Genomic DNA, 20295 nt, shown 5'->3' on the forward strand with positions numbered 1-20295 from the left:
GCATACTCACGCCCAAAGTCACTCCGGTCCGGCCCATAGGTCGCGTTGATTTCCAGCTCGACGTAATCGATCACCAGTTCGCAACCCTTACGAGTTCGACGTATCTCGATTTGCGCATCCGGCTTGTATTCGGTGCGCCACTCACGGTTGAACTGCGGCACCCGATTGTCTGCCCTCGGCACGGTGCAGGTTTGCCCTTTGGCGGGCACGTAATACACCGACGCGACATAGGCGAAGTCCGGTGGCAGGTCAGCCGTGAGGGTGAAGCTGTTGGACTTGCCCAGGGCGGCGCAGCCCTGTACCAGCGCCAGGCTGCTGACAAGAATCAGGCGTTGAAGGGTTCGGTTCATACGGCGGCATCTCCTTGCCAAAACTGCACTTGCTGATATACACGCTGAAAATGCGTCAGGGGTGTTTCGTCGAGTTGAGGTAACCAGGACCTGGGCAGTGCTTCCCCCGGTGCTTGCAAACGTTGAACGAGCAGGAACCGGACTTGCTCAGGCGCCTGCCAGCCCCACGCGCGGGCCAACTCTAACTGAGCCTGTAGCCAAGTGTCCGCATCCTGTTGCCTGGCAAGTTCGGCCAGCCGCTCCATCTGCTCAACCATCAGGTAGCGCCGGGCGTTATCGAATCGTATGCCTGCCGCCGTGTCCGCGGTCGGCGGGACATCGAGCCACGCCGGGGCGGGTGGTACCGGGTATTCGCCCGGGGCGGGATTGTAGGCGGCCGCCCATTGCCCATCCTGCCAGTAACACACGCTGACTATCGGCCCGAGGAATTCGCTGCGTTGTTCGGGGCGCAGGTGTGCCAAGGCTCGCCCCAGGACACGATTGTCATGAAAACGATAGAGGGCCTGGTTCGGCCGCTCCCCCGTTACCAGGCGGGCGCGCCAATGGCGGGCCAGTTGATCCAGATCGCCGCTTGCGCTGCTGGCCAGCCAGCCCCAATGACGCTCCGGCGTTTTGAGCAAGACCTGGATCGCTGGATGATCCAGCGTATCGAGCTGAAAAAGGTATGGGCCTATTGCTGCCAGCGCGCTGGCGGGCGTACCGCTGTACAGATTGCTGTACTGGTCGTCATCCCTCTCGTTGAGCAGCGCATTGCGCTCATCCAGCTGACCAACGGAATCCAGTATCAGGTAGAGGCGCTGGCCGAGCTCACCCTGGACGCGCATCCATTGTTCGGGCGTACTCATGCAACCTCTCCAATAGCGCACTGTCCGTCGCGGCAGGCTTCGCAGAGTGGGCAGAAGTCCGCAGCGCGTTGCCTGGCGGCGGCAACGAGCGCCAACGAATTGGCAACGCTGGTCTGCGGCTCCTCGGCCAGTGCCTGTAGGGTCTGTTGCGGCGCAATCCCTGCCACCGGGGCTCCGCCCTGAACGATCGGCACGCTGCTGAAGATCCCCCCAGGGGTAATGACGATGTGCTGGCCGCCTGCTTTAAGCGTCAGGCTTGTACTCGCATCAACCACCACATGGGTGGCGGTGACACGGGCCTGGGGCCCCGCTTGCACGACCCAGGTTCCGCCTACGGTGATGCTGCCATTGCCCGAGATGGAGAGCAGTTCATTGCCGCCAATCTGCGTGTTCCGTACGCCTTGGGTAGTGTGCAGTTCGTCACCCTTGACCAGGCTGGAGCTGTTGCTGTCCACCTGATCAAAGCGGTCGTTGCCGATCAGGCTATGGCTGTCCCGGATGATCTGTTCGCGCCGGTTGTTGCCGATTTGGGTGTCGCTGTCATTGAGGATCAGCTGCTCGATATCACGTTGCGCGCGCAGGTAGATTTTTTCCTGCCCGGCACGGTCCTCGATCGACAGTTCGTTGTAGCCGCCACTGTCTGGCGTGCTGCGACTGCGTAACACGGTCTTGCTTTTGTTCGCCGGTAACGCGTAAGGCACGGGTGTGGTCTTGTTCGGCACAACGCCCGTAATTAAAGGATTGTCCGGGTTGCCTTCGAGGAAAGTCACCACCACTTCCATGCCGATTCGCGGGATGGTCACTGCACCAAAGTTCTCCCCCGCCCAACTTGAAGAAACCCGTAGCCAGCAGCTGCTTTTGTCGCTGCCCAGCTCCCGTCGGTCCCAATGGAGTTCGACCTTCACCCTGCCAAACTCATCGCAGAAGATTTCCTCGCCAGCCGGGCCGGTGACCCGGGCGGTCTGGCAGCCCAGCAGGGGCCGGCGCGTCAGCAGCGGCGGACGGAAAAATACGTCCCACGGAATCGCAGTGAAGCTGTTGCGATAGCCCTGGGTGAAGCCGTCTTCGGGTTGGGTGTCGCTGGTGACGGACTCTTCGAGTGACTGCGGTTGTCGGCCGCAATGCGTGACGCTCAGCAACAACCACAAGTCGTTGCAGCTGTTGCGCGGGTGTTCGGTCAGATTGAAGAAGTGTCCGCTGCGCAGCGTCGGCTGATCGCTTTGGCCTTCGGCCAACTGGTAATCGACACGGTGCCGCTCCAGGGCCTGCCTGGCCAACACTCTGCCGCGCTCCAGCGTGGTGATCGGTGCGGGGTAACTGTAGTCCTCAAGCACCGGCTGGAAGTCCGCGGTGAATTGGCTTTCGAGCAGCAGACTCGGACGTTTCAGATCGTAGTCGCGACGCGTCACGGTGCTGGTACGAGTGCTGAAGCGCTGGGAGAACCGGCTGACCACCGGATGGTCCGCTGCCGTGCCGGTGTCCTGCTGATAGGGTGTATCCCCCAACAGGGGGAAACAGGTCTGGTCATCGGTGAACACCAGCCGATGGCCCTCCGCCGAGTGCTGGTGGTGCCAGGCGATGCCGTCCTCGGCGCACAGCCTCTGGACAAAATCGAAATCGCTTTCCCCGTACTGGGTACAGTATTCGCGCTCCGGACTGGTACTGACATTGAAGCTGTAGACGTCGGCCTGGATGCCGTGGCCACCCAGCACCTGGGCGATGATTTGCGGCACTGTCAGGTGCTGGAAGATCCGCTGGTTGCAGCTGAATTGCAGGTAGTGCAGCACCGGCACCAGGGTCAGGTGATAGCGCGTCAGGCGCTTGCCTGCCTCGCCCACGTACAGGTCTTCGATATGCCCATGAAGGCCTTCGCCATTCAGCCCGAACCGAAGGAAGGCCGGCTGATTGAGCAGGCTCTCCAGGTCGACGTCAGGGTTCTCGCTGACCAGCTCGACGCGGATCCCATAGAGGGTGCTGAGGGCTTCGGTGCCGTCGAAAGCCAGTACCTTGAAGTCATGGCGGACGGCTGGGATCGACAGCGTGAAGTGCGCGGTGTTGGCGGGCGCAAACATTTAGCTTTTCCTTAAGCGAGACAGCGGGCCTTTCAATGACCCGGAGCAAATGGCTGGCAGGACATTAGCAATGCCGCACCCCCAACGTCTGCGGGACTTTACTTAAAGTCGATGGGGATTTTGAGAGGATTCCAAGGGCCGAATAGGCGTCAGGCGGTCGGCAGTCAGGTCAGGTTTCGCAAAGCACCGGCATAGGTTGAACTCGTCCAAGCAATTGACAAACCTGCTGTATCAGACTGCGGCGTAGTCCAGCAAACTTCGGTACTGGAATCATCGTGAAAATAAAAAACGCCGGGGGGCAAAACCTCCCGGCGTTTTTTTATGGATCAGGCGCAGGTCGCCGAACCACTCAGGCCTCGATGAACGCCAGCAGGTCGGCGTTGAGCTGATCCTTGTGGGTGTCGGTCAGGCCATGGGGCGCGCCTGGGTAGACCAGCAGCTTCGCGCCCTTGACCAGCCTGGCCGAGGCGATGCCGGCGGCTTCGATCGGCACGATCTGGTCGGCGTCGCCGTGCACCACCAGGGTCGGCACGTCGAACTTCTTCAGGTCTTCGGTGAAGTCGGTTTCGGAGAAGGCCTTGATGCAGTCATAGGCGTTCTTGTGGCCCGCCGTCATGCCCTGCATCCAGAACCAGTCGATCATGCCCTGGGACGGCTTGGCGCCAGGCTGGTTGAAGCCGAAGAACGGCCCGCTGGCGACGTCTTTGTACAGCTGCGAACGGTCGGCCAGGGACGCTTCGCGCAGGCCGTCGAAGACCTCGATCGGCAGGCCGCCGGGGTTGGCCGCGGTCCTGAGCATCAGCGGCGGCACCGCGGAAATCAGCCCGGCCTTGGCGACCCGCGCCGTGCCGTGGCGACCGATGTAGCGCGCCACTTCGCCACCGCCGGTGGAGAAGCCGAACAGCACCGCGTCTTGCAGGTCCAGGTGTTCGATCAACTGCGCCAGGTCGTCGGCGTAGGTGTCCATCTCGTTGCCGGACCAGGGCTGGCTGGAACGGCCATGCCCGCGGCGGTCATGGGCGATGACCCGGTAGCCCCTGGATGCCAGGAAGATCATCTGCGACTCCCAGCTGTCGGCATTCAGCGGCCAGCCATGGCTGAAGACGACGGGTTGGCCGCTGCCCCAGTCCTTGTAATAGATCTCGGTACCGTCGCGGGTGGTGAATGTACTCATGGCGTTTTTGCTCCTTCAGGGGGTGGGGTGACTCAAATCGATGGATGGGCCATACGCTCGGCCAGGCGCGCCACCCGCTCGCCCAGGTGCACGGCGGTGCGGCGGTCTTCCAGGGGCGGCGCGTGTTCGGGGGACTGTTCGACATTCGACTGGGCCATGGCGCCCAGGGAACTGCCGAGGCGATTCAACTGGCCATCGAACACCCCGCGGCTGGAGCGCGCCGGCAGCAGGTCGAGGCCGACCCAGATCATCGAGTGCTGGGCCGCGAAGACCGCCATCTGCACCAGGGTGTTGAGCTTGTCGCCACACAGGCAACCGGAATTGGTGAAGCCGGCGGCGAGCTTGTCGCGCCAGGGCTGGGCCAGGTAGAACGCCGCGCTGGCCTCCATGAACCCCTTGAAGGGCGCCGAGGCGCTGCCCATGTAGGTCGGCGCGCCGAAGATGATGGCATCGGCCTGGTGCAGGCACTCCCACTGCTCGTGCACCTCCTCCACCGGAATCAGCCGGCAGGCGCTGCCCAAGTGGCTCTCCACCCCCTGGGCCACGGCTTCGGCCATGACCCGGGTATGGCCATAGCCACTGTGATAGACCACCACCACCTTGCTCATTCCGGCATCCTCCAGAGGTGTTCATCCCTTTTTCCTGCGCGCGGCACACCCGACCGTCGCTGCGGTTGGCGACCGTGAAGGTCTGGAGTTTTGGCCGTAGGGCGGACCCAGGGCGAGTTAAACGTTGTTAATTTTCAAGGGCCCAGGCACCGCCCCTGCCCGCTCGTCGCCAAGGCAGCGGCCAATAAATACGGGGCCCATCACTGGCAAGAAGATTGCTGCGGCTAGCGCACTCGAGGCACGCCCGTCCGCGTTGCGTTGCGTTGTTCGGGAAACCTGAGGAACATGCTCGAAAACCGCGGGATAGAAGGCCGTGCCCTTCGTCCGCCCGCCCCGCGCAGGTGCCACGGGGAGGATAAAAAAAACAGCAACAGGAGTGAGCCGTTGACCCTACCCCCCGAACAGGCTGTGCATTTCGGCCCCTACCGGATCTACCCGGGGCAACGCCTGATACTGGAAGCCGAGCGGCCCTTGCGCCTGGGCCGCCGCTCCATGGACATCCTGCTGATCCTGCTGGAGCACGCCGGCGAGGTGGTCAGCAAGCAGCAACTGATCGCCCGGGTCTGGCCCAGGAGCGTGGTCGAAGACACCAACCTGCGGGTGCACATGGCGGCGCTGCGCAAGGCCCTGGGCGACGGCCAGGCCGGCCAGCGCTACATCGTCACCGTGGCCCAGCGCGGCTACAGCTTCGTCGCGCCCTTCTCCCTGGAACCCTTCGCCCCCGAGCGCTTCGAGCAAGGCCCCAAGGACCCTTCGGTCGAGCCGGGCGGGCATAACCTGCCGGTGCGCCGCACCCGCCTGATCGGGCGCCAGGCCCTGGTGGACAATGTGATGACGCAACTGGCGCGCCAGCGCTTCATCACCCTGGTCGGCCCCGGCGGCATCGGCAAGACCACCGTGGCCCTGCGGGTCGCCGAACAGCTGATCGGCCAGTACCGGGACGGCATCCGCCTGCTGGACCTGGCCCCGCTCAACGACCCGCGGATGATCACCAGCCACCTGGCGACCCTGCTCGACCTGGCGCTGCACGACGACGAACCGCTGGCCAGCCTGGCGAACTTCCTGCGCGAGCGGCAGATGCTGCTGGTGATCGACAACTGCGAGCACCTGCTCGATGCCATCGCACCGCTCTGCGAAAGCATCCTGCGCGCGGCGCCTCAGGTGCATGTCCTGGCCACCAGCCGCGAGAGCCTGCGCGCCGAGGGCGAATTCGTGCAGCGCCTGGAATCCCTGGATTGCCCACCGCCCATCGCGGTGCTGGACCGCGACCAGGCCCTGACCTTCTCGGCCCTGCAATTGTTCGTCGAGCGGGCGATGGCCAGCCACGACAGCTTCGAACTGAGCCAGGACGAACTGCCCCTGGCGATCGAGATCTGCCGGCGCCTGGACGGCATTCCCCTGGCCATCGAACTGGCCGCCGCCCAGGTCGGCAACCTGGGGCTCGCGGGCCTGCTCAGCCAGTTGCACGGCAGTTTTCGCCTGCTGACCCAGGGCTGCCAGGTCACCCCGGGCCGTCATCAGACCCTGCGCGCCACCCTGGACTGGAGCTTCGACCTGCTCAGCGCCTGCGAGCAGACCTGCCTGCGCCGGCTGGGCGTGTTCAGGGGCGGCTTCACCCTGCCATCGGCCGCAGCGGTGATCGTCGACGCGCACATCGAAGCCAGCGTGGTTTTTACCGCGATCACCCAGTTGGTGGCCAAGTCCCTGCTGAACGTGGAGGTCGGCGACGAGGAAGTGTTCTATCGCCTGCTGGACACCACCCGCAGCTATGCCCTGGAAAAACTCGAGCAGGCCGCCGAACTGCCGGCTACCCGCAGGCGGCACGCCGAACGTTGCCTGGCCTTGATGCATCAGGCCCGGGACGACTGGGAGCAGACGCCCTCGACGCTCTGGATCGAGCGTCACGCCCGCAGCCTGGAAGACATCCGGGTGGCGCTCGACTGGGGCTTGAATGCCCAGGGTCCGCAACAGCTGGCGATCCACCTGGCCGCGGCCTCCGCACCGCTGTGGCAGGAGCTGTCGCTGCTCAAGGAACACGGCGGCTATGTGCGCCAGGCCCTGGCCCTGCTTCACGCGGCGGGCGAGGCCTGCCCGCGCCTGACCCAGGCCCTCAAGCTGGCCCTCGGCAGCGCCTGCTACCACACCCAGGGCAACAGCGCCGAGGCCATCGAGGCCTTCGTCGCGGCCAGGGCCCTGGCCGAAAGCACCGACGACGTGGCCGCCCAGCTCAAGGCGGTGTCCGGGCACATGGCGGTCAACCTCAGTTGCGGTCACTACCAACTGGCCCTGGAGCAAAGCCGGCAGTTCGACCACCTGGCGCTGCGCGATGCCGGCCCTGCCGCGATGTCCCTCAGCACCCAGCGCCTGCAGGTGCTGGCCCTGCACTTTGCCGGCGATCAGCCGCAGGCCCGGGACAAGGCCGAGCAAGTCATCCAGCTGATGGCCCAGAGCGGGCATATGAACCGCTTCACCCGCGGCTTCGGCGTGCAGTACGACCAGAGCGTCGCCGCCCTGACGATCCTAGCGCGGATCCTCTGGCTGCAAGGCCACCCGGAAAAAGCCTGGCGCACCGCGCGCCAGGCCCTGGACATCGCCCTGCAGATCAACCACGGCACGTCCATCTGCTACACCCTGGCCCTGGCCGGCTGCCTGATCGCCCACTACAACGGTGACGCCGCGACTGCCCGCGAACTCCTGCGCCTGCTGCTGGAGCAGGCGCAGAAGCATTCGGTGCTGCTGTTCTACACCTGGGGCCGGCACTACGCGCAGGTCATCGAAGGCGCCCCGGAGTTCTCGCCGCCGCAATCCGGCACCGGGCTGATCGGCGAAATCATGGTGACCCTGGACGGCGCTTTCATCGACAACGCCTTGCTGCAACGGGCCGAAAGCGGCACGGCCGGCTGGAGCACGGCGGAGATCCTGCGCGCCAGGGCCGAGGCGCTGCTGACCGACAATGCGCCTGACGCCGCCGAGGCGGTGCTGCACCAGGCGTTGGCTGTGGCCAGGGCCCAGGGCGCGCTGACCTGGGAATTGCGCAGCGCCACCTCGCTGGCCCGGCTCTGGCAGCGCCAGGGCCAGGCCCGGCGCGCCCATGAGCTGCTCGAACCGCTCTATGCCCGCTTCACCGAGGGTTTTGCCACGCCGGACCTAACCCGCGTCCGGGAACTGCTCGATGAGCTGCAACGACAGGTGCCTGACTGACAGCCAGCGGGCCTTGCCGATGGCGTGGGCATGCCGCCTTTCGAACACCCGCAGTTGCCCGCTGTGTTCCAGCTTTTGCAGCGCGTAGGCGCGGGTGGTGTCGAGAAAGCGGTAATGCGCCGTGCCCTGGCCCTGCTCCACCGCCAGCAGCGATTTGCGCGCCAGCTGCGCCATCACCTCGGCCACGCACTCGGGCCGCAACACCGCACAGCTGATGACGTCGGTGGCGGCCCGCACGGTGAAGGCCGTGTCGAACACCGCCAGGCGCTGCAACAGGGTCTGCTCCAGCGGGCTCAGCCGTTGATAGCTCCAGTCCAGGGCGGACTTGAGCGTCTGGTGCCGGGCCACGGCCGTGCGCCGGCCCTGGGTCAACAGTTGAAAGCAGTTGTCCAGCTGCGCTTGCAGCCCCACCAGCGCCAACGCGTCGATCTGCGCCGCCGCCAGTTCGATGGCCAATGGCAAGCCATCGAGCCGCCGGCAGATCTCGCGCACCGCCCTCAGGTCCTGTTCCCGCAAGGCAAAGCCTTGCTGGCGCGCCCGGGCACAGCTGACGAACAGCTGCACCGCCGAATGGCTCATGACTTCCGCCACGCTGTGCAACGACGAGGCCGGCGGCACCGACAAGGCCGCCAGGCCATGCACGGTCTCCCCCGAAGCCCGCAGCGGCTCGCGGCTGGTGGCCAGGATCGACAGCCGTGGCGCCGAGGCCAGTAACTGCTCCACCACTGTCTGGCAGCGTTCGAGCAGGTGCTCGCAATTGTCCAGCACCAGCAAGGCATGCCGGGTTGCCAGCGCCTCCAGGCCGGCGTCCAGTTCGAGGCTGTGCCTGACGTGCTCGACCAGTTGCGCCGGGTCGTCGATGCTCGCCAGGTCGATGAACCACACGCCATCGCGGTAGTGCTGCAACAGCAGCTCGGCGACCCGCAGCGCGACCGTGGTCTTGCCGATCCCCGCCGGACCGACCAGGGTCATGAACCGGCGCACCGGCAACTGCCGGACCAGGCTGCCGACCACCGGGTCGCGACCGATGACCGGGGTCAGCCGTGCCGGCAGGTTGTGCTGGGGCCTCTGCAGGTTCACGAGCGCGAGCGGCTCTGCTTGCGCCTCGCGCAGCACCGGGGCGGTGAAGCAATAACCGCGCTGTGGAATGTTGACGATGTAGCGCTGCCCGTCCTGGCCGTCGCCGAGGGCGCGCCGCAGGGCGGCGATGTGCACGCGCAGGTTGATGTCCTCGACCACCGAGTCCGGCCAGACGCAGGCGATCAATTCATCCTTGCCCACCACCTGGCCGGCGCGCTCGACCAGCACCCGCAGGATGTCCAGGGCACGCCCGCCCATGCGTAACGGCCGGTCGCCGTCGAGGACCAGCCGCTGCCGCAGGTGGAAGGCGTAGGGGCCGAACCGCAGCAGCCCATCGCCGTTCAAATCTCTGATGCTGTTCATGCCCATCCACATGCTGGAAACCTGGCCGGCGCCAAGCTCCCGCACCTCCATATCCAGGAACTCCCCGGTATCTTGGCAGGCAGCGATGACGGTACAACCGCCCTGGAGGGAGCGTCACGGCCATCCCGGTGCGCCAGACGGACAAGCCGGCGCTAGCTGAACTGTTCGCGGTACTGGGTGGGGGTCAGACCGAGCTTTTCGCCGAACAGGAAGCGCATGTGCCGCACGCTGCCGAAGCCGCTTTTGTAGGCCACGGTCTTGAGCGGCAGGTCGCTGGTCTCCAGCAGGTTCCTGGCGCGGTCGATGCGCGCGCTTTGCAGGAACTCCATGGGCGTCATGTTCACCTCCCGGGCAAACACCCGGGCGAAATGCCGCGTACTCATGTTCGCCAGGCTGGCCATGCGCTCGATGCTGAAGGCTTCGTCCAGGTGTTCGAGCACATGGTTCTGCACCCGGGTCACCGGCGTCTCCTGCGGCGCCACCGTGGCCATCAATGGGCTGAACTGCGCCTGCCCGCCCTGGCGCTTCATCACCACCAGCAACACCTTGGCCACGTCCTGGGCGACTTTCTTGCCGTGGTCCCGGGCAACCACCGCCAGCGCCAGGTCGATGCCGGCGGTGACCCCGCCCGAGGTAATCAGGTTGCGATCCTCGACAAAGATCTGGTCGGTCTCCACCGTCGCCTCGGGGAAGGCCCGGATCAGGCGTTCCGTGTAGTGCCAGTGGGTCGTCACCCGAAACCCGTCGAGCAACCCGGCATGCCCGAGGATGAAGGCCCCGGTGCAGATCGAGCCATAGACCGCCGAGCGGCGTACGGCCGCCGCCAGCCAGTCGAGCAAAGGGAGGTGCTTTTCGTTATAGGCCCCCGGCCCCCCGGGCACCAGCAGCAGGTCATAGCTGTCGTGCGCCTGGTCGATATGCAGATCGGCCTGCACCTTGACGCCGTTGGAGGCGCGCAACGGACCGTGCTCGGTGCCGATCGTCGAGAGCTGGTAATGGTCCTTCGGCTCCAGATAACGGTTGGCGATGGAAAACACCTCCATGGGCCCGGCCATGTCGAGCAGGAGAAAGTCCGGAAACAACACCATTGCCACGGTCTTCATGGGTAAATATCACTGATATCAAAGGGTTGGAAGCGTAACGCCGACCCTGGACATTATGCCCGGACGGCGCGCGCTCGTCGGACAAGAATACGTGATTCAGCGCACAAAATTGTCAACCTGAACGGGACAGTATTTCAGTTTCCATCTACTTATTGCGCCACAGAGTAAACATTAGCCTTCTCCTCAACCGGACGAATTCCCGTTCCGACAGGAGATTCCCTCATGCTGACCCTTCGCAAAGCCTCTGATCGCGGCGCCGCCAACCACGGTTGGTTGAAGTCGTTCCACACCTTTTCCTTCGCCAACTATCGCAACCCACAGGAACAGGGTTTTTCCGACCTGCTGGTGATCAACGACGACCGGGTCGCCGCCGGCAAAGGCTTCGGCCAACACCCGCACCGGGACATGGAGATTTTCTCCTACGTGCTCGAAGGCGCCCTGGAACACAGGGACACCCTGGGCACCGGTTCGGTGATCCGTCCTGGCGACGTGCAACTGATGAGCGCCGGCAGCGGCGTGGCGCACAGCGAGTACAACCACTCGGCCACCCAGCCGGTGCACTTCCTGCAGATCTGGATAGTGCCGAACGTCAGCGGCGCCAAGCCGCGTTACCAGCAAGAGCATTTCAGCCCGCAGCAAAAACGCGGCCGCCTGCAACTGATCATCTCCCCCGAGGGGGCCGACGGTTCGCTGCAGGTGCGCCAGGATGCGCGGGTGTATGCCGGGCTGATCGACGGCCAGGAAAGCGCCACCCTCAAGCTCGACGCCGACCGCTACGCCTACGTGCATGTGGCCCGCGGCTCGGTCGACCTCAACGGCCTGCTCTTGCAGGAAGGCGATGGCGTGCGGGTGCGCCAGGAGCAGGCGCTGACCTTGAGCAACGGCGTGGATGCCGAAGTGCTGGTGTTCGATCTGCGGGCGCAGGAACTGCCGGAAATGCCGTGACCGGCACCGGCCCGGGGGCTTGCGCCTCCGGGCCTTTTTTCGACGTTGACAGGCGGCCAGGGGCCAGTGGAAGCCCTCGACTGCAGCGGCTGACAGCCGCTAGCGCCTATTCGTTCGCGTCAACCAGCCTGACCGAGTTGCGCAAGGGGCGTTCGCCTTTTTCCCCTGCCCCTCTGCGGCCGTTCGGCCGGCATGCGATGCGCTCCCGCCTCAAAACGTCTGCGCTGCTCCCTGGCTTCGCGCGCCATCCAGCAACGCATCCACCACCGCCCGCGCCATCTCCACCGAATGGATCATCGACCAGATCAAGCCCCGCTCGATGCCGCTGGCACTGGTGATCTCATCCGCCGTCTCCTCGGCGCACTTGAGCAACAACGACACATGCAACAACGCCTCCTCGGCGCTGACGCCAGGGCGAACGGCGAATAGCGGACGGCCGTTGCCGTCGCGACAGCCGAAAGAGCTGCTGCCGGTTTCCTGCAAGCTACGGTGCAAAGGCTCGCCGCCATCGCTGCGTTCCAGCGCCTGACGGAGGGTTTGATTGGGGATTTCCAGTTGGACGATCCGCTCGCGGCTGGGCGAAAGAATGGGCGGATCGGGGACGATCTTTTTCATGACGCGGCTCCTTCTTTGATGAAGACCGCCAGCATCACTTGCAGATGATGGGTGGCGGCTACGTGCAGGTCTGCAAGACCGGGAAGAAGAAGCAAACCCGGCAGACCCGAAAGTCTCCCGCACGCAGCCACCATAAATCGCGATGACATCTCAACGATCCTGGGTGTGCGTCCAGCGCTTCTTGCTTGTTCGGGCTTGCAGTCCCGGCCGCTGATTTTGCAGCGACCGGGGCAGCCTAGCCCCGAACATTCAGCAGACACAAGACGCCAAAACCACAGAAATGTAACCCCGCGATTCTCTCGGAAATACCCTACAAATCAAAGAGAAAAACCGCTCAAACCGCGAGCTTTTTTCGCGAGCAATCGAGCGTCGACCGGCTGCTCCTACAAAGGCCAAATGCACAACCTGAGAACGCCCCAATCCCTGTAGCCGCTGCCGCAGGCTGCGATCGACCGCATAGCGGGCGCTGGGTCTTGAGACCGCTGGAGGACCTTCGGTCCTATCGCAGCCTGCGGCAGCGGCTACAGGTACGTGAAAGCCCGCATCCGACCACCAGGCGCCCCTTCAGCCCTGCCCCTTGAGCAAATGACGGATCCGGATCTTCACCCCGTCGCTCTGGAAGCGGCGGGCGGCGGCCTCGATCTTCAGCTCGGCGCGGGTCACCCGCTCATGGTGACGCAGGTGGCCGACCCAGGATTCGTCGAAGAACATCTCGCACCACAGGCGCGGGTTTTCGCTGTCCTGCAGCAGGCACCAGGAAAACGAACCGTTGCGCTGGCGCATGCGCCGCACCGGGTTCATCGCCTGCTGGAAGGCCTGGGCGTGTTCGGGGGCGATGTCGTATTCCAGGCTGATCATCACCGGCCCGCGTTCCAGGTCCTGGTCGTCACTGAGCAGCGGTTGCGGCCAGTGCAGCGACGGCGCCAAGTCTTCGGCGCTGCGCTGGGGCAAGCCGACCCGCCAGGTCAGCCCGACCCCGGCCAGCAGCACCGCTGCCGCCAGGCTCAGGGCAACGCTCATGGACAACAGGCTGGCCACCCAGCCCCAGAGCAACCCGCCCAGGGCCATGCTGCCGAAGAACATCAGGATATACACCGCCAGCGCTCGTGCCCGCACCCAGGCCGGCACCGAGGTCTGGGCCGCCACCTGGAAACTCGAGAGCACGGCGATCCAGGCGCCGCCGCTGATCAGCATCACCGGGATCAACAGATAGAAGTCGCGCAGCCAGGCCAGGGCGAACAGCACCAGGGCGTAGGTCACGCTGGCCAGCGCCACCAGGCGATCCACCGCCAGGCGCTGGCGCAGCTTTGGCAACAGCATCGCCCCCAGCACCGCGCCGAGGCCGACGCTGCCGAGCAACACGCCGAACTGGGTCGCGCTGCCCTGCAACTCGCCGCGCACGATCAACGGCAGCAAGGACATGCCGGCGCTGGCACCGAAGAAAAACCCCAGGGTACGAATCAGCACCCGTTGCAGAGGGTGGGAACTGCGGGCGTAGCGCCAGCCCACGCGGATCGCACTGAACAGCCGCTCCGCCGGCAACACCGCGACCTTCGGCTCGCGCCGCCAGCAGGCGAGCACGGCGATCACCGCAAAGAACGACAGCGCATTCACCGCGAAGGTCGCCCAGGGCCCGGCCAGGCTCACCAGGACGCCGGCGATGGCCGGGCCCACGGCGCGCGCCACGTTGGTCCCAACGCTGCTCAAGGCGATGGCCGCGGGCAATTCGCCGGCGGGCACCAGTTCCGGGGTCAGGGCCGACCAGGCCGGCATCATCAGGGCCGTGCCGATGCCCATGGCCAGGGTCAACAGCAGCAACAAGGGCACCGTCATCAGGCCGCTGAGGGTCAGGAACGCCAGGAGCATGGCGACGCTGGCCATCCAGCCCTGCACCAGCAACAGGTAGCGGCGCTTGTCGACGATATCGGCCAGCGCCCCCGCCGGCAGCGCGAGGAAAAACATCGGCGCCGCGGCGGCCACCTGCACCAGCGCCACCGTCATCGGGCTGGCCGACAGCGAGGTCATCAGCCAGCCGGCGCCCACCTCGTGCATCCAGGTGCCGATGTTCGAGGCGATGCTGGCCAGCCACAGCCCGCGAAACAGGCCATGCTTGAGCGGGCTCCAGGGCGAAAGGGAGGCCGCGCTACGGGAGGAATCGAGGGTCTGTTTCATGACGGTCCTTGAGTCGTGGGAACGCTGTGCAGTCCGGATGTTTTTTACCGCTAACGACCATCGGCCGAGGCAAGCAGGTTGCGTCGGCCGATGGTCGTTGGCGACAGGCTTACTTGACCTGACGCTGCGGCGCCTTGTGCACCATGGTGTAGGCATAGTCCACGCCCATGCCGTAGGCACCGCTGTGTTCGCGCACCAGGTCCATCACCGCGTCGTAGGTGTCCTTGTGCGCCCAGTCGCGCTGGAACTCGAGCAGTACTTGCTGCCAGGTCACCGGCACCGCGCCGGCCTGGATCATGCGCTGCACCGACATGTCGTGGGCTTCCTGGCTGGTGCCGCCGGAAGCGTCGGTGACGATGTACACCTCATAACCTTCGGCCAGGGCTTCCAGGGCCGGGAAATTCAGGCAGACCTCGGTCCACAGTGCGGCCATGATCAGCTTCTTGCGCCCGGTGGCCTTCACCGCGTCCACCAGCTTCTTGTCTTCCCAGGAGTTCATCGAGGTGCGCTCGATCGGCTGATGGTCGGGGAACACGCTGAGCAGTTCCGGCCAGATGTAGCCGCTGAAGCTTTCGGTTTCCACCGAGGTGAAAATGGTCGGCACGTTGAAGATCTTCGCCGCCTTGGCCAGGCCCACGGTGTTGTTCTTCAGGGTCTGGCGGTCGATCGACTGCACGCCGAAGGACATCTGCGGCTGGTGGTCGATCAGGATCAGGGCGGAGTTGTTTGGGTTGAGCAGTTCACGGATAGACATGGCGCGTTCCTTTTGCTGTCGAGTAGGTTCAAGCGTTGAGTTGCACAATTCGGGAGCTCGGCGCGGGTTCCGCTGCGGGAGGCTGTGCGGCCGGCTTGGTGGCTAATTTAGGGGTCAAAACAAAAAGGGACAATCCAGCAAAACTGAGAATCATTGATTCCAAAAAAGGGGACAATTCAAAAACTGCCGCAGCGCCCACTGCGAACGGCACCTGTCACCTGCCCGCCCGCGCAAACGGCCGAATGCAGCACAGCCGTACAATCCCCGCGCTCTGTAATAGGCAACCATGCCTCGCCTCGATCCGATGGCCACGCCGAGCGGACGCGGGTTGACCGAAGGCGTGCCGGCAGTTGCCGGAACCGCGGCCAGCCGCGTCCTGGGCCACCCACCTTGACGCGGGAAATCAGCATGCTGCTTGCCTCGAAACACCTCACCGCCCCAGGGCCGATGCGCCTGCGCCTGAAGCCGCTGTGGCTGCTCGCCTTGCTCGGCGGCGGCGCCCCGGCGCTGGCGGCACAGAGCGCGCAGGACACCCCCGGTTTCCTTGAGGGGGCGAGCCTTGAAGTACTCAGCCGCAACTTCTACCTCAACAACGACTATCGCTCCCCGACCCCGGCCGGCAAGAGCTACAAGCAGGAATGGGCCCAGGGCTTCATCGCCTCGTTCGAGTCCGGCTTCACGCCTGGCACTGTTGGCGTGGGCGTCGATGCCCATGGCTTCCTGGGCTTGAAACTGGACGGCGGCAAGGGGCATTCCGGGACCGGCCTGTTGCCGCTGGATCATGACGGGCGCAGCGAAGACAGCTACTCCAGCGCCGGCGGCGCGCTGAAATTCAAGACCTCGCGAACCACCCTGGCGCTCGGTGAAATGAGCGTGGCGACCCCGGTGTTCGACACCGCCGACAAACGCCTGCAACCGGAATACGCCAGCGGCCTGCTGCTTTCCAGCCGGGAGTTCGAGGGGGTCGAGCTGCAGGCCGGTCACTTCAACGCCTTCAAGAACCAGGACGCCTCGACCGCCAAGGGTGACTTTTCCGGCTACGGGGCGACGACCCGCCACGCCAGCATCGACTTCATCGGCGCCGACCTGTTCGCCGGCCAGGCGCTGGGCGGCGCCCTCTACGCCTCGGAGCTGAGCGACACCTGGCGCCAGTACTACGCCAACCTGCATACCAGCCTTGGCCAACTGTTCCTCGACGGCAACCTGTACCGCACCCGCGACCAGGGCCAGGCCGCGGCCGGCGCCATCGACACCACGGCCTACAGCCTTTCCGGCAAGTACCGGATCGACGCCCAGGCATTCACCCTGGCCTATCAGAAAATCCACGGCGACACGCCCTTCGACTTCGTCGGCGGCGACTCCATCTACCTCGCCAACTCGATCAAGTACGCCGACTTCAACGGCCCCGGCGAACGCTCCTGGCAAGCGCGCTACGACCTCGACCTGGGCGCCCTGGGCATTCCCGGCCTGAGTTTCATGGCGCGCTATGTGAGCGGTCGCGGCATCGACGGCAGCCACGCGCCCCAGGGCGGCGCCTACAACCCCTTCGACAGCGCCAGCGGCACCTACAGCCCGCAACAGGGCCGGGGCGGACGCCATTGGGAACGCGACCTGGACCTGCACTACATCGTGCAGTCGGGCCCGGCCAAGGACCTGTCGCTGCAACTGTCCCACGTCAGCCACCGGGCCAACGCGGCCCAGGCCGGCGACGACATCGACCGGCTGTACATCGTCATTCAGTACCCGCTCAAGCTCGGGCCGTTCTGATCCTGCGCGGCGGGCCGAACCGGCTCGGGCCGTGCGCCGGGGAGGCCCGCTGGCAGCGGCCAGATCGCCGCTAACCCAAGGCATGGGCCACCTGCGCCTCTGGCACTGTCGCGTCCCGCAACACCCGCGCCAGCAAGGCGCCGGGCTGGGCGCCCGAGACCCGGATGTCGCCGATGCGAAAGGCCGGCAGCACCCCGCCCGACCAGTCCGCGGCATCGCATTTGTGGCGCTGCAGCGCGGCCGATCCTGCGCCGCTGCGCAGGTAGTCGAGCAGCCGCTGCTGTTCGCGCTTGCTGTCCCCGCCCAGCTCCGCGAGCACCCGCGCATCGCCAATATCGCGACCCTCGCAGAAATAGGCACGGAAGATCCGCGCGAACAGCGCGGCGCAATCGCCACCGCGCGCGGCCCGCTCGAGCATCAGGCTGTGCGCCGGGTCGCTGTCGACCAGGCGCTCGATTCGCTCGAAGGCGAAACGCAGCCCCAGCGCCTGGCCGGCCCGGGTGATCTGCGCTTCGAACAGCCGGCTGCGCGACAGGCTGCCGAACCGGCGCCGGGCGTACTCGCCCTGCTCGATGCGGCTGGCGGGAAGGTCGAACGCGCAGCGGCTCGGCACATAGACGATCGGCCGAGGCCGGTGCGCGGCCGCCATGGCCTGGCGCAGGTTCAGCTCGCCGATCCAGCACCAGGGATTGATAAAGTCGTACGCCAGATGAATGACGTTACCCATAGCGACCACCTTGCTTCTACCCATGATGGCCAGACTCTAGGCGCACACCTGCCGGACGAGTAGCCACAGGGCGCGCAACGCTGTCTTGCTCAAGACCCGAGCGAGGCTCAGGCGGCGAGGATTTCCTCGAGGAACTCGATAAACACATTGATGCGACTGGAGCCGCGATGGTTGGGCAGGTACAGCGCGTTGATGCAGGTGCTGGCGGTGCCGGGATTGACCTCGTACTGCTCCAGCACGCGGGTCAGGCGGCCCTGGCCGACATCGTCGCGCACCAGCCAGTCGGCCAGCAGCGCCACGCCGCCACCGGCCAGCGCCGCCTCGCGCAGGATGTCGGCGTTGTTGCTCTGCAACCGCCCTTGCACCCCCAGGCGCTGGGGGTTTTCGTCACCCTGGAAGGTCCAGTCCTGGTGCACGCCGCCATAGTCGAAGCGCAGGCACTGGTGTTGCAGCAGGTCGCTCGGCTGGCGCGGCAGGCCGGTGCGTGCCAGGTAGTCGGGGCTGGCCACGACCCAACGCTGGAAGTCGCCGATCTTCTTGCTGACGATGTCATCGCTGACCACCGAGGAACCGAGGCGCACCGAGACATCGATGCGCTCGCTGATCAGGTCGCTGACCCGGTCGCTCAACGACAGGCTGATCTCCAGCCCCGGATGGCGTTCGAGCAGGCGCCCCAGGTGCGGGGCGATGATGCGCCGGCCGAACTCCACCGGAACGCTGGCCCGCAGATGCCCCTGGGCCTCGCTGCCACGGTCGGCGACGCTGGCGTCGGCTTCGTCGATGGCTTCGAGAATCGCCACAGCCTTGTCGAAATAGGCCTGCCCGGCGAGCGTGACACTGGTGTTGCGCGTGGTGCGATTGAGCAGGCTGGCGCCCAGTTCGCTTTCCAGCCCCGCCACCTGCCGCGTCACCGAAGACGTCGACAGGCCGAGCTTGCGCGCCGCCGATGAATAGCCGCCACAGCGCACGGTTTCAACGAACATTTTCAGCGCCAGCAACTTGTCCATAAGCCGATTCCGAGAGCGAAAAATCACGCCAGGGACTATGCCTGAGCACGCATCGAGTGTCTTGTACGCTTGTGCTCAAGCGCCGCGGCCTGCGCTTGCACCTTCGCCCCGGATCCTCAGCCCTGGCGGTAGTGACGGATCAGAAACAGCAGCAGCGCCAAGCCAGGGACCGCGGCAATCGAGGTCGCCGACAGGCTCCACCCCACCTGCTCATACAACGGGCTGGCCACCAGCGAACCCAGGGCGCCGCCGACGAAGATGCTGGTCATGTACACCGCATTCAGGCGCGCCCGGCTGTGGGGGTCAATGGCGTACACCTCACGCTGGCCAAGCACCATGTTCAACTGCACGGCAAAATCCAGCAGCACCGCGCACACCACCAACCACAGGTAGCCACTGCCCGGCAGCGCACCTATCAGCAGGGACAGCGGCGCCAGCAACAAGGCCACGAAAGTGCCGCGCTGGCCATGCCCGGCGTCGGCCAGCCGGCCGGCGATCGGCGCCGCAATCGCCCCCACCGCGCCCACCAGGGCGAACACCGCCACCTGTGCCTGGCTGAAGCCGTGCTGGCGAATCAGCTCGATGGGCACGATGGTCCAGAACAGGCTGAAGCTGGCGAACAACAAGCCCTGGTACAAGGAGCGCTCACGCAGGCCGGCATGGCGGCGCGCAAGGGCGAAGACCGAGCCGATCAACTCGCCATAGGAAGACTGATGCGTCGGCATGCGCCGTGGCAGGGCAACGGCCATGACGCAGGCGATCACCGCCATCAGGCCCGCGGCGCTGAAGAACACGCCGCGCCAGCCGAACGCCTGGGCCAGCAGGCTCGACAGCGGGCGCGACAACAGAATGCCCAGCAGCAGCCCGCTCATGATGTTGCCAACCACCCGCCCACGGCTTTCCTCGGGCGCCATGTGCGCGGCCAACGGCACCAGAATCTGCACCGCCACCGAAGTCAGGCCGATGAGCAACGACAGCGCCAGGAACAGCGAAGGCGACTCAGTAAAGCCCGCGGCGATCAGGCACAGGCTCACGGCGAGCGTGAACCCCACCACCAGGCGACGGTTTTCCATCAGGTCGGCCAGGGGCACCAACAGCAGCAGGCCCGCGGCGTAGCCGAGTTGGGTCAGCGAGACAATCAGGCTGGCATGGGCGTTCGACAGGCCGATCTGCGGGGCGATCAGCTCGACGATCGGCTGGGCGTAGTAAAGGTTGGCGACGACCGCGCCACAACAGAAGGCCAGCAAGGCCACCAGGGCGCCAGAGAGGGTGGCGGGCCGCTCGCCCTTCACCGCCGTGCTGGCCGTCGTTGCAAAGTTGCCGGTAGGCATGATGAAACCTCGTTCGCGTGGAGAAAAGTTTCGCCAAGGCTAGGCGCGACGCTCAATCGGGAGAATCCACCGCCGGGGCAATTGAGCGATGCGCATCACGCAACGATCCCGGCGTTGCCGATGGCGCAAAAGGCCTTTGCGCGGTTTGCCAATACCGCCATCCCTAGCCCTTCTCTACCCT

General features: G+C 65.5%; 15 protein-coding genes and 1 pseudogene. 3 read left to right on the forward strand and 13 right to left on the reverse strand.

What is annotated here, in order from left to right:
* The 5 genes and pseudogenes from BM019_RS24600 to BM019_RS24620 all read right to left on the reverse strand — a co-directional run.
* Positions 1-350: pseudogene (locus BM019_RS24600) on the reverse strand (hypothetical protein); the annotation flags it as partial.
* Complete coding sequence (locus BM019_RS24605) at positions 347-1195, reverse strand: DUF4123 domain-containing protein (protein WP_092420984.1); 849 nt, start codon at positions 1193-1195, stop codon at positions 347-349. The gene BM019_RS24605 and the pseudogene BM019_RS24600, both read right to left, overlap by 4 nt.
* Positions 1192-3267 (reverse strand): type VI secretion system Vgr family protein, encoded by a 2076-nt coding sequence (locus tag BM019_RS24610; protein ID WP_092420987.1) that lies wholly within the window; start codon positions 3265-3267, stop codon positions 1192-1194. Before BM019_RS24610 ends, BM019_RS24605 begins: the two co-directional genes overlap by 4 nt.
* Before the next feature lie 349 nt (positions 3268-3616).
* Positions 3617-4441 carry an alpha/beta fold hydrolase gene (locus BM019_RS24615; RefSeq protein ID WP_092420990.1) on the reverse strand — a complete coding sequence of 275 codons (825 nt, stop codon included), beginning with the start codon at positions 4439-4441 and terminating at the stop codon, positions 3617-3619.
* Positions 4442-4473: 32 nt separating this feature from the next.
* Positions 4474-5049: a flavodoxin family protein gene (locus BM019_RS24620; RefSeq protein ID WP_092420993.1), complete on the reverse strand. Its 576-nt coding sequence runs from the start codon at positions 5047-5049 to the stop codon at positions 4474-4476.
* A 384-nt stretch (positions 5050-5433) separates the two neighbouring features.
* Here BM019_RS24620 and BM019_RS24625 point away from each other — a divergent pair, with 384 nt between their 5' ends.
* The gene (locus tag BM019_RS24625) at positions 5434-8250 is read left to right on the forward strand and encodes an ATP-binding protein (RefSeq protein ID WP_092420996.1); all 2817 of its coding nucleotides are present in this window, start codon (positions 5434-5436) and stop codon (positions 8248-8250) included.
* Here BM019_RS24625 and BM019_RS24630 read toward each other — a convergent pair.
* Positions 8197-9693: an ATP-binding protein gene (locus BM019_RS24630; protein ID WP_092421280.1), complete on the reverse strand. Its 1497-nt coding sequence runs from the start codon at positions 9691-9693 to the stop codon at positions 8197-8199. The two genes, BM019_RS24625 and BM019_RS24630, sit on opposite strands and share 54 nt — an antisense overlap.
* A gap of 152 nt (positions 9694-9845) precedes the next feature.
* Entirely contained in the window at positions 9846-10796 is a 951-nt protein-coding gene (locus BM019_RS24635; RefSeq protein WP_092420999.1) for a GlxA family transcriptional regulator, read from the reverse strand.
* 222 nt (positions 10797-11018) lie between these two features.
* Between BM019_RS24635 and BM019_RS24640 the strand changes: the two genes are divergently transcribed.
* Positions 11019-11741 carry a pirin family protein gene (locus BM019_RS24640; RefSeq protein ID WP_092421001.1) on the forward strand — a complete coding sequence of 241 codons (723 nt, stop codon included), beginning with the start codon at positions 11019-11021 and terminating at the stop codon, positions 11739-11741.
* Between the two features lie 210 nt (positions 11742-11951).
* Here the strand turns inward: BM019_RS24640 and BM019_RS24645 are convergent, their stop codons facing one another.
* From BM019_RS24645 to BM019_RS24655, 3 genes are all read right to left on the reverse strand, one after another.
* Complete coding sequence (locus BM019_RS24645) at positions 11952-12356, reverse strand: DUF3077 domain-containing protein (RefSeq protein ID WP_092421004.1); 405 nt, start codon at positions 12354-12356, stop codon at positions 11952-11954.
* Positions 12357-12920: 564 nt separating this feature from the next.
* The gene (locus BM019_RS24650; protein ID WP_062822756.1) at positions 12921-14528 is read right to left on the reverse strand and encodes an MFS transporter; all 1608 of its coding nucleotides are present in this window, start codon (positions 14526-14528) and stop codon (positions 12921-12923) included.
* A 109-nt stretch (positions 14529-14637) separates the two neighbouring features.
* Complete coding sequence (locus BM019_RS24655; protein ID WP_092421007.1) at positions 14638-15282, reverse strand: hydrolase; 645 nt, start codon at positions 15280-15282, stop codon at positions 14638-14640.
* 408 nt (positions 15283-15690) lie between these two features.
* On the opposite strand from BM019_RS24655, the gene BM019_RS24660 reads away from it, so the two are divergent.
* Positions 15691-17049, forward strand: coding sequence for an OprD family porin (locus tag BM019_RS24660; RefSeq protein ID WP_092421010.1), 1359 nt, complete (start codon positions 15691-15693; stop codon positions 17047-17049).
* Between the two features lie 70 nt (positions 17050-17119).
* On the opposite strand, the gene BM019_RS24665 is transcribed toward BM019_RS24660, so the two are convergent.
* The 3 genes from BM019_RS24665 to BM019_RS24675 form a co-directional block, all read right to left on the reverse strand.
* Positions 17120-17776, reverse strand: a complete 657-nt coding sequence (locus BM019_RS24665) for a DsbA family protein (protein WP_092421013.1) — start codon at positions 17774-17776, stop codon at positions 17120-17122.
* A 107-nt stretch (positions 17777-17883) separates the two neighbouring features.
* A complete protein-coding gene (locus BM019_RS24670; protein ID WP_085534390.1) occupies positions 17884-18783 on the reverse strand; it encodes a LysR family transcriptional regulator in 900 nt (299 codons plus the stop codon).
* Between the two features lie 116 nt (positions 18784-18899).
* Positions 18900-20114 (reverse strand): MFS transporter, encoded by a 1215-nt coding sequence (locus tag BM019_RS24675; protein WP_092421016.1) that lies wholly within the window; start codon positions 20112-20114, stop codon positions 18900-18902.
* Between the last annotated feature and the right edge of the window lie 181 nt (positions 20115-20295).

The sequence above is a fragment of the Pseudomonas sp. NFPP07 genome (genome assembly GCF_900115645.1).
Lineage (GTDB): Bacteria > Pseudomonadota > Gammaproteobacteria > Pseudomonadales > Pseudomonadaceae > Aquipseudomonas > Aquipseudomonas chlororaphis.

Coding starts and splice junctions, on each gene's coding strand:
- BM019_RS24605 (WP_092420984.1), bottom strand. CDS start 1,195: ATGAGTACGCCCGAACAATGGATGCGCGTCCAGGGTGAGCTCGGCCAG.
- BM019_RS24610 (WP_092420987.1), bottom strand. CDS start 3,267: ATGTTTGCGCCCGCCAACACCGCGCACTTCACGCTGTCGATCCCAGCC.
- BM019_RS24615 (WP_092420990.1), bottom strand. CDS start 4,441: ATGAGTACATTCACCACCCGCGACGGTACCGAGATCTATTACAAGGAC.
- BM019_RS24620 (WP_092420993.1), bottom strand. CDS start 5,049: ATGAGCAAGGTGGTGGTGGTCTATCACAGTGGCTATGGCCATACCCGG.
- BM019_RS24630 (WP_092421280.1), bottom strand. CDS start 9,693: ATGAACAGCATCAGAGATTTGAACGGCGATGGGCTGCTGCGGTTCGGC.
- BM019_RS24635 (WP_092420999.1), bottom strand. CDS start 10,796: ATGAAGACCGTGGCAATGGTGTTGTTTCCGGACTTTCTCCTGCTCGAC.
- BM019_RS24640 (WP_092421001.1), top strand. CDS start 11,019: ATGCTGACCCTTCGCAAAGCCTCTGATCGCGGCGCCGCCAACCACGGT.
- BM019_RS24645 (WP_092421004.1), bottom strand. CDS start 12,356: ATGAAAAAGATCGTCCCCGATCCGCCCATTCTTTCGCCCAGCCGCGAG.
- BM019_RS24650 (WP_062822756.1), bottom strand. CDS start 14,528: ATGAAACAGACCCTCGATTCCTCCCGTAGCGCGGCCTCCCTTTCGCCC.
- BM019_RS24655 (WP_092421007.1), bottom strand. CDS start 15,282: ATGTCTATCCGTGAACTGCTCAACCCAAACAACTCCGCCCTGATCCTG.
- BM019_RS24660 (WP_092421010.1), top strand. CDS start 15,691: ATGCTGCTTGCCTCGAAACACCTCACCGCCCCAGGGCCGATGCGCCTG.
- BM019_RS24665 (WP_092421013.1), bottom strand. CDS start 17,776: ATGGGTAACGTCATTCATCTGGCGTACGACTTTATCAATCCCTGGTGC.
- BM019_RS24670 (WP_085534390.1), bottom strand. CDS start 18,783: ATGGACAAGTTGCTGGCGCTGAAAATGTTCGTTGAAACCGTGCGCTGT.
- BM019_RS24675 (WP_092421016.1), bottom strand. CDS start 20,114: ATGCCTACCGGCAACTTTGCAACGACGGCCAGCACGGCGGTGAAGGGC.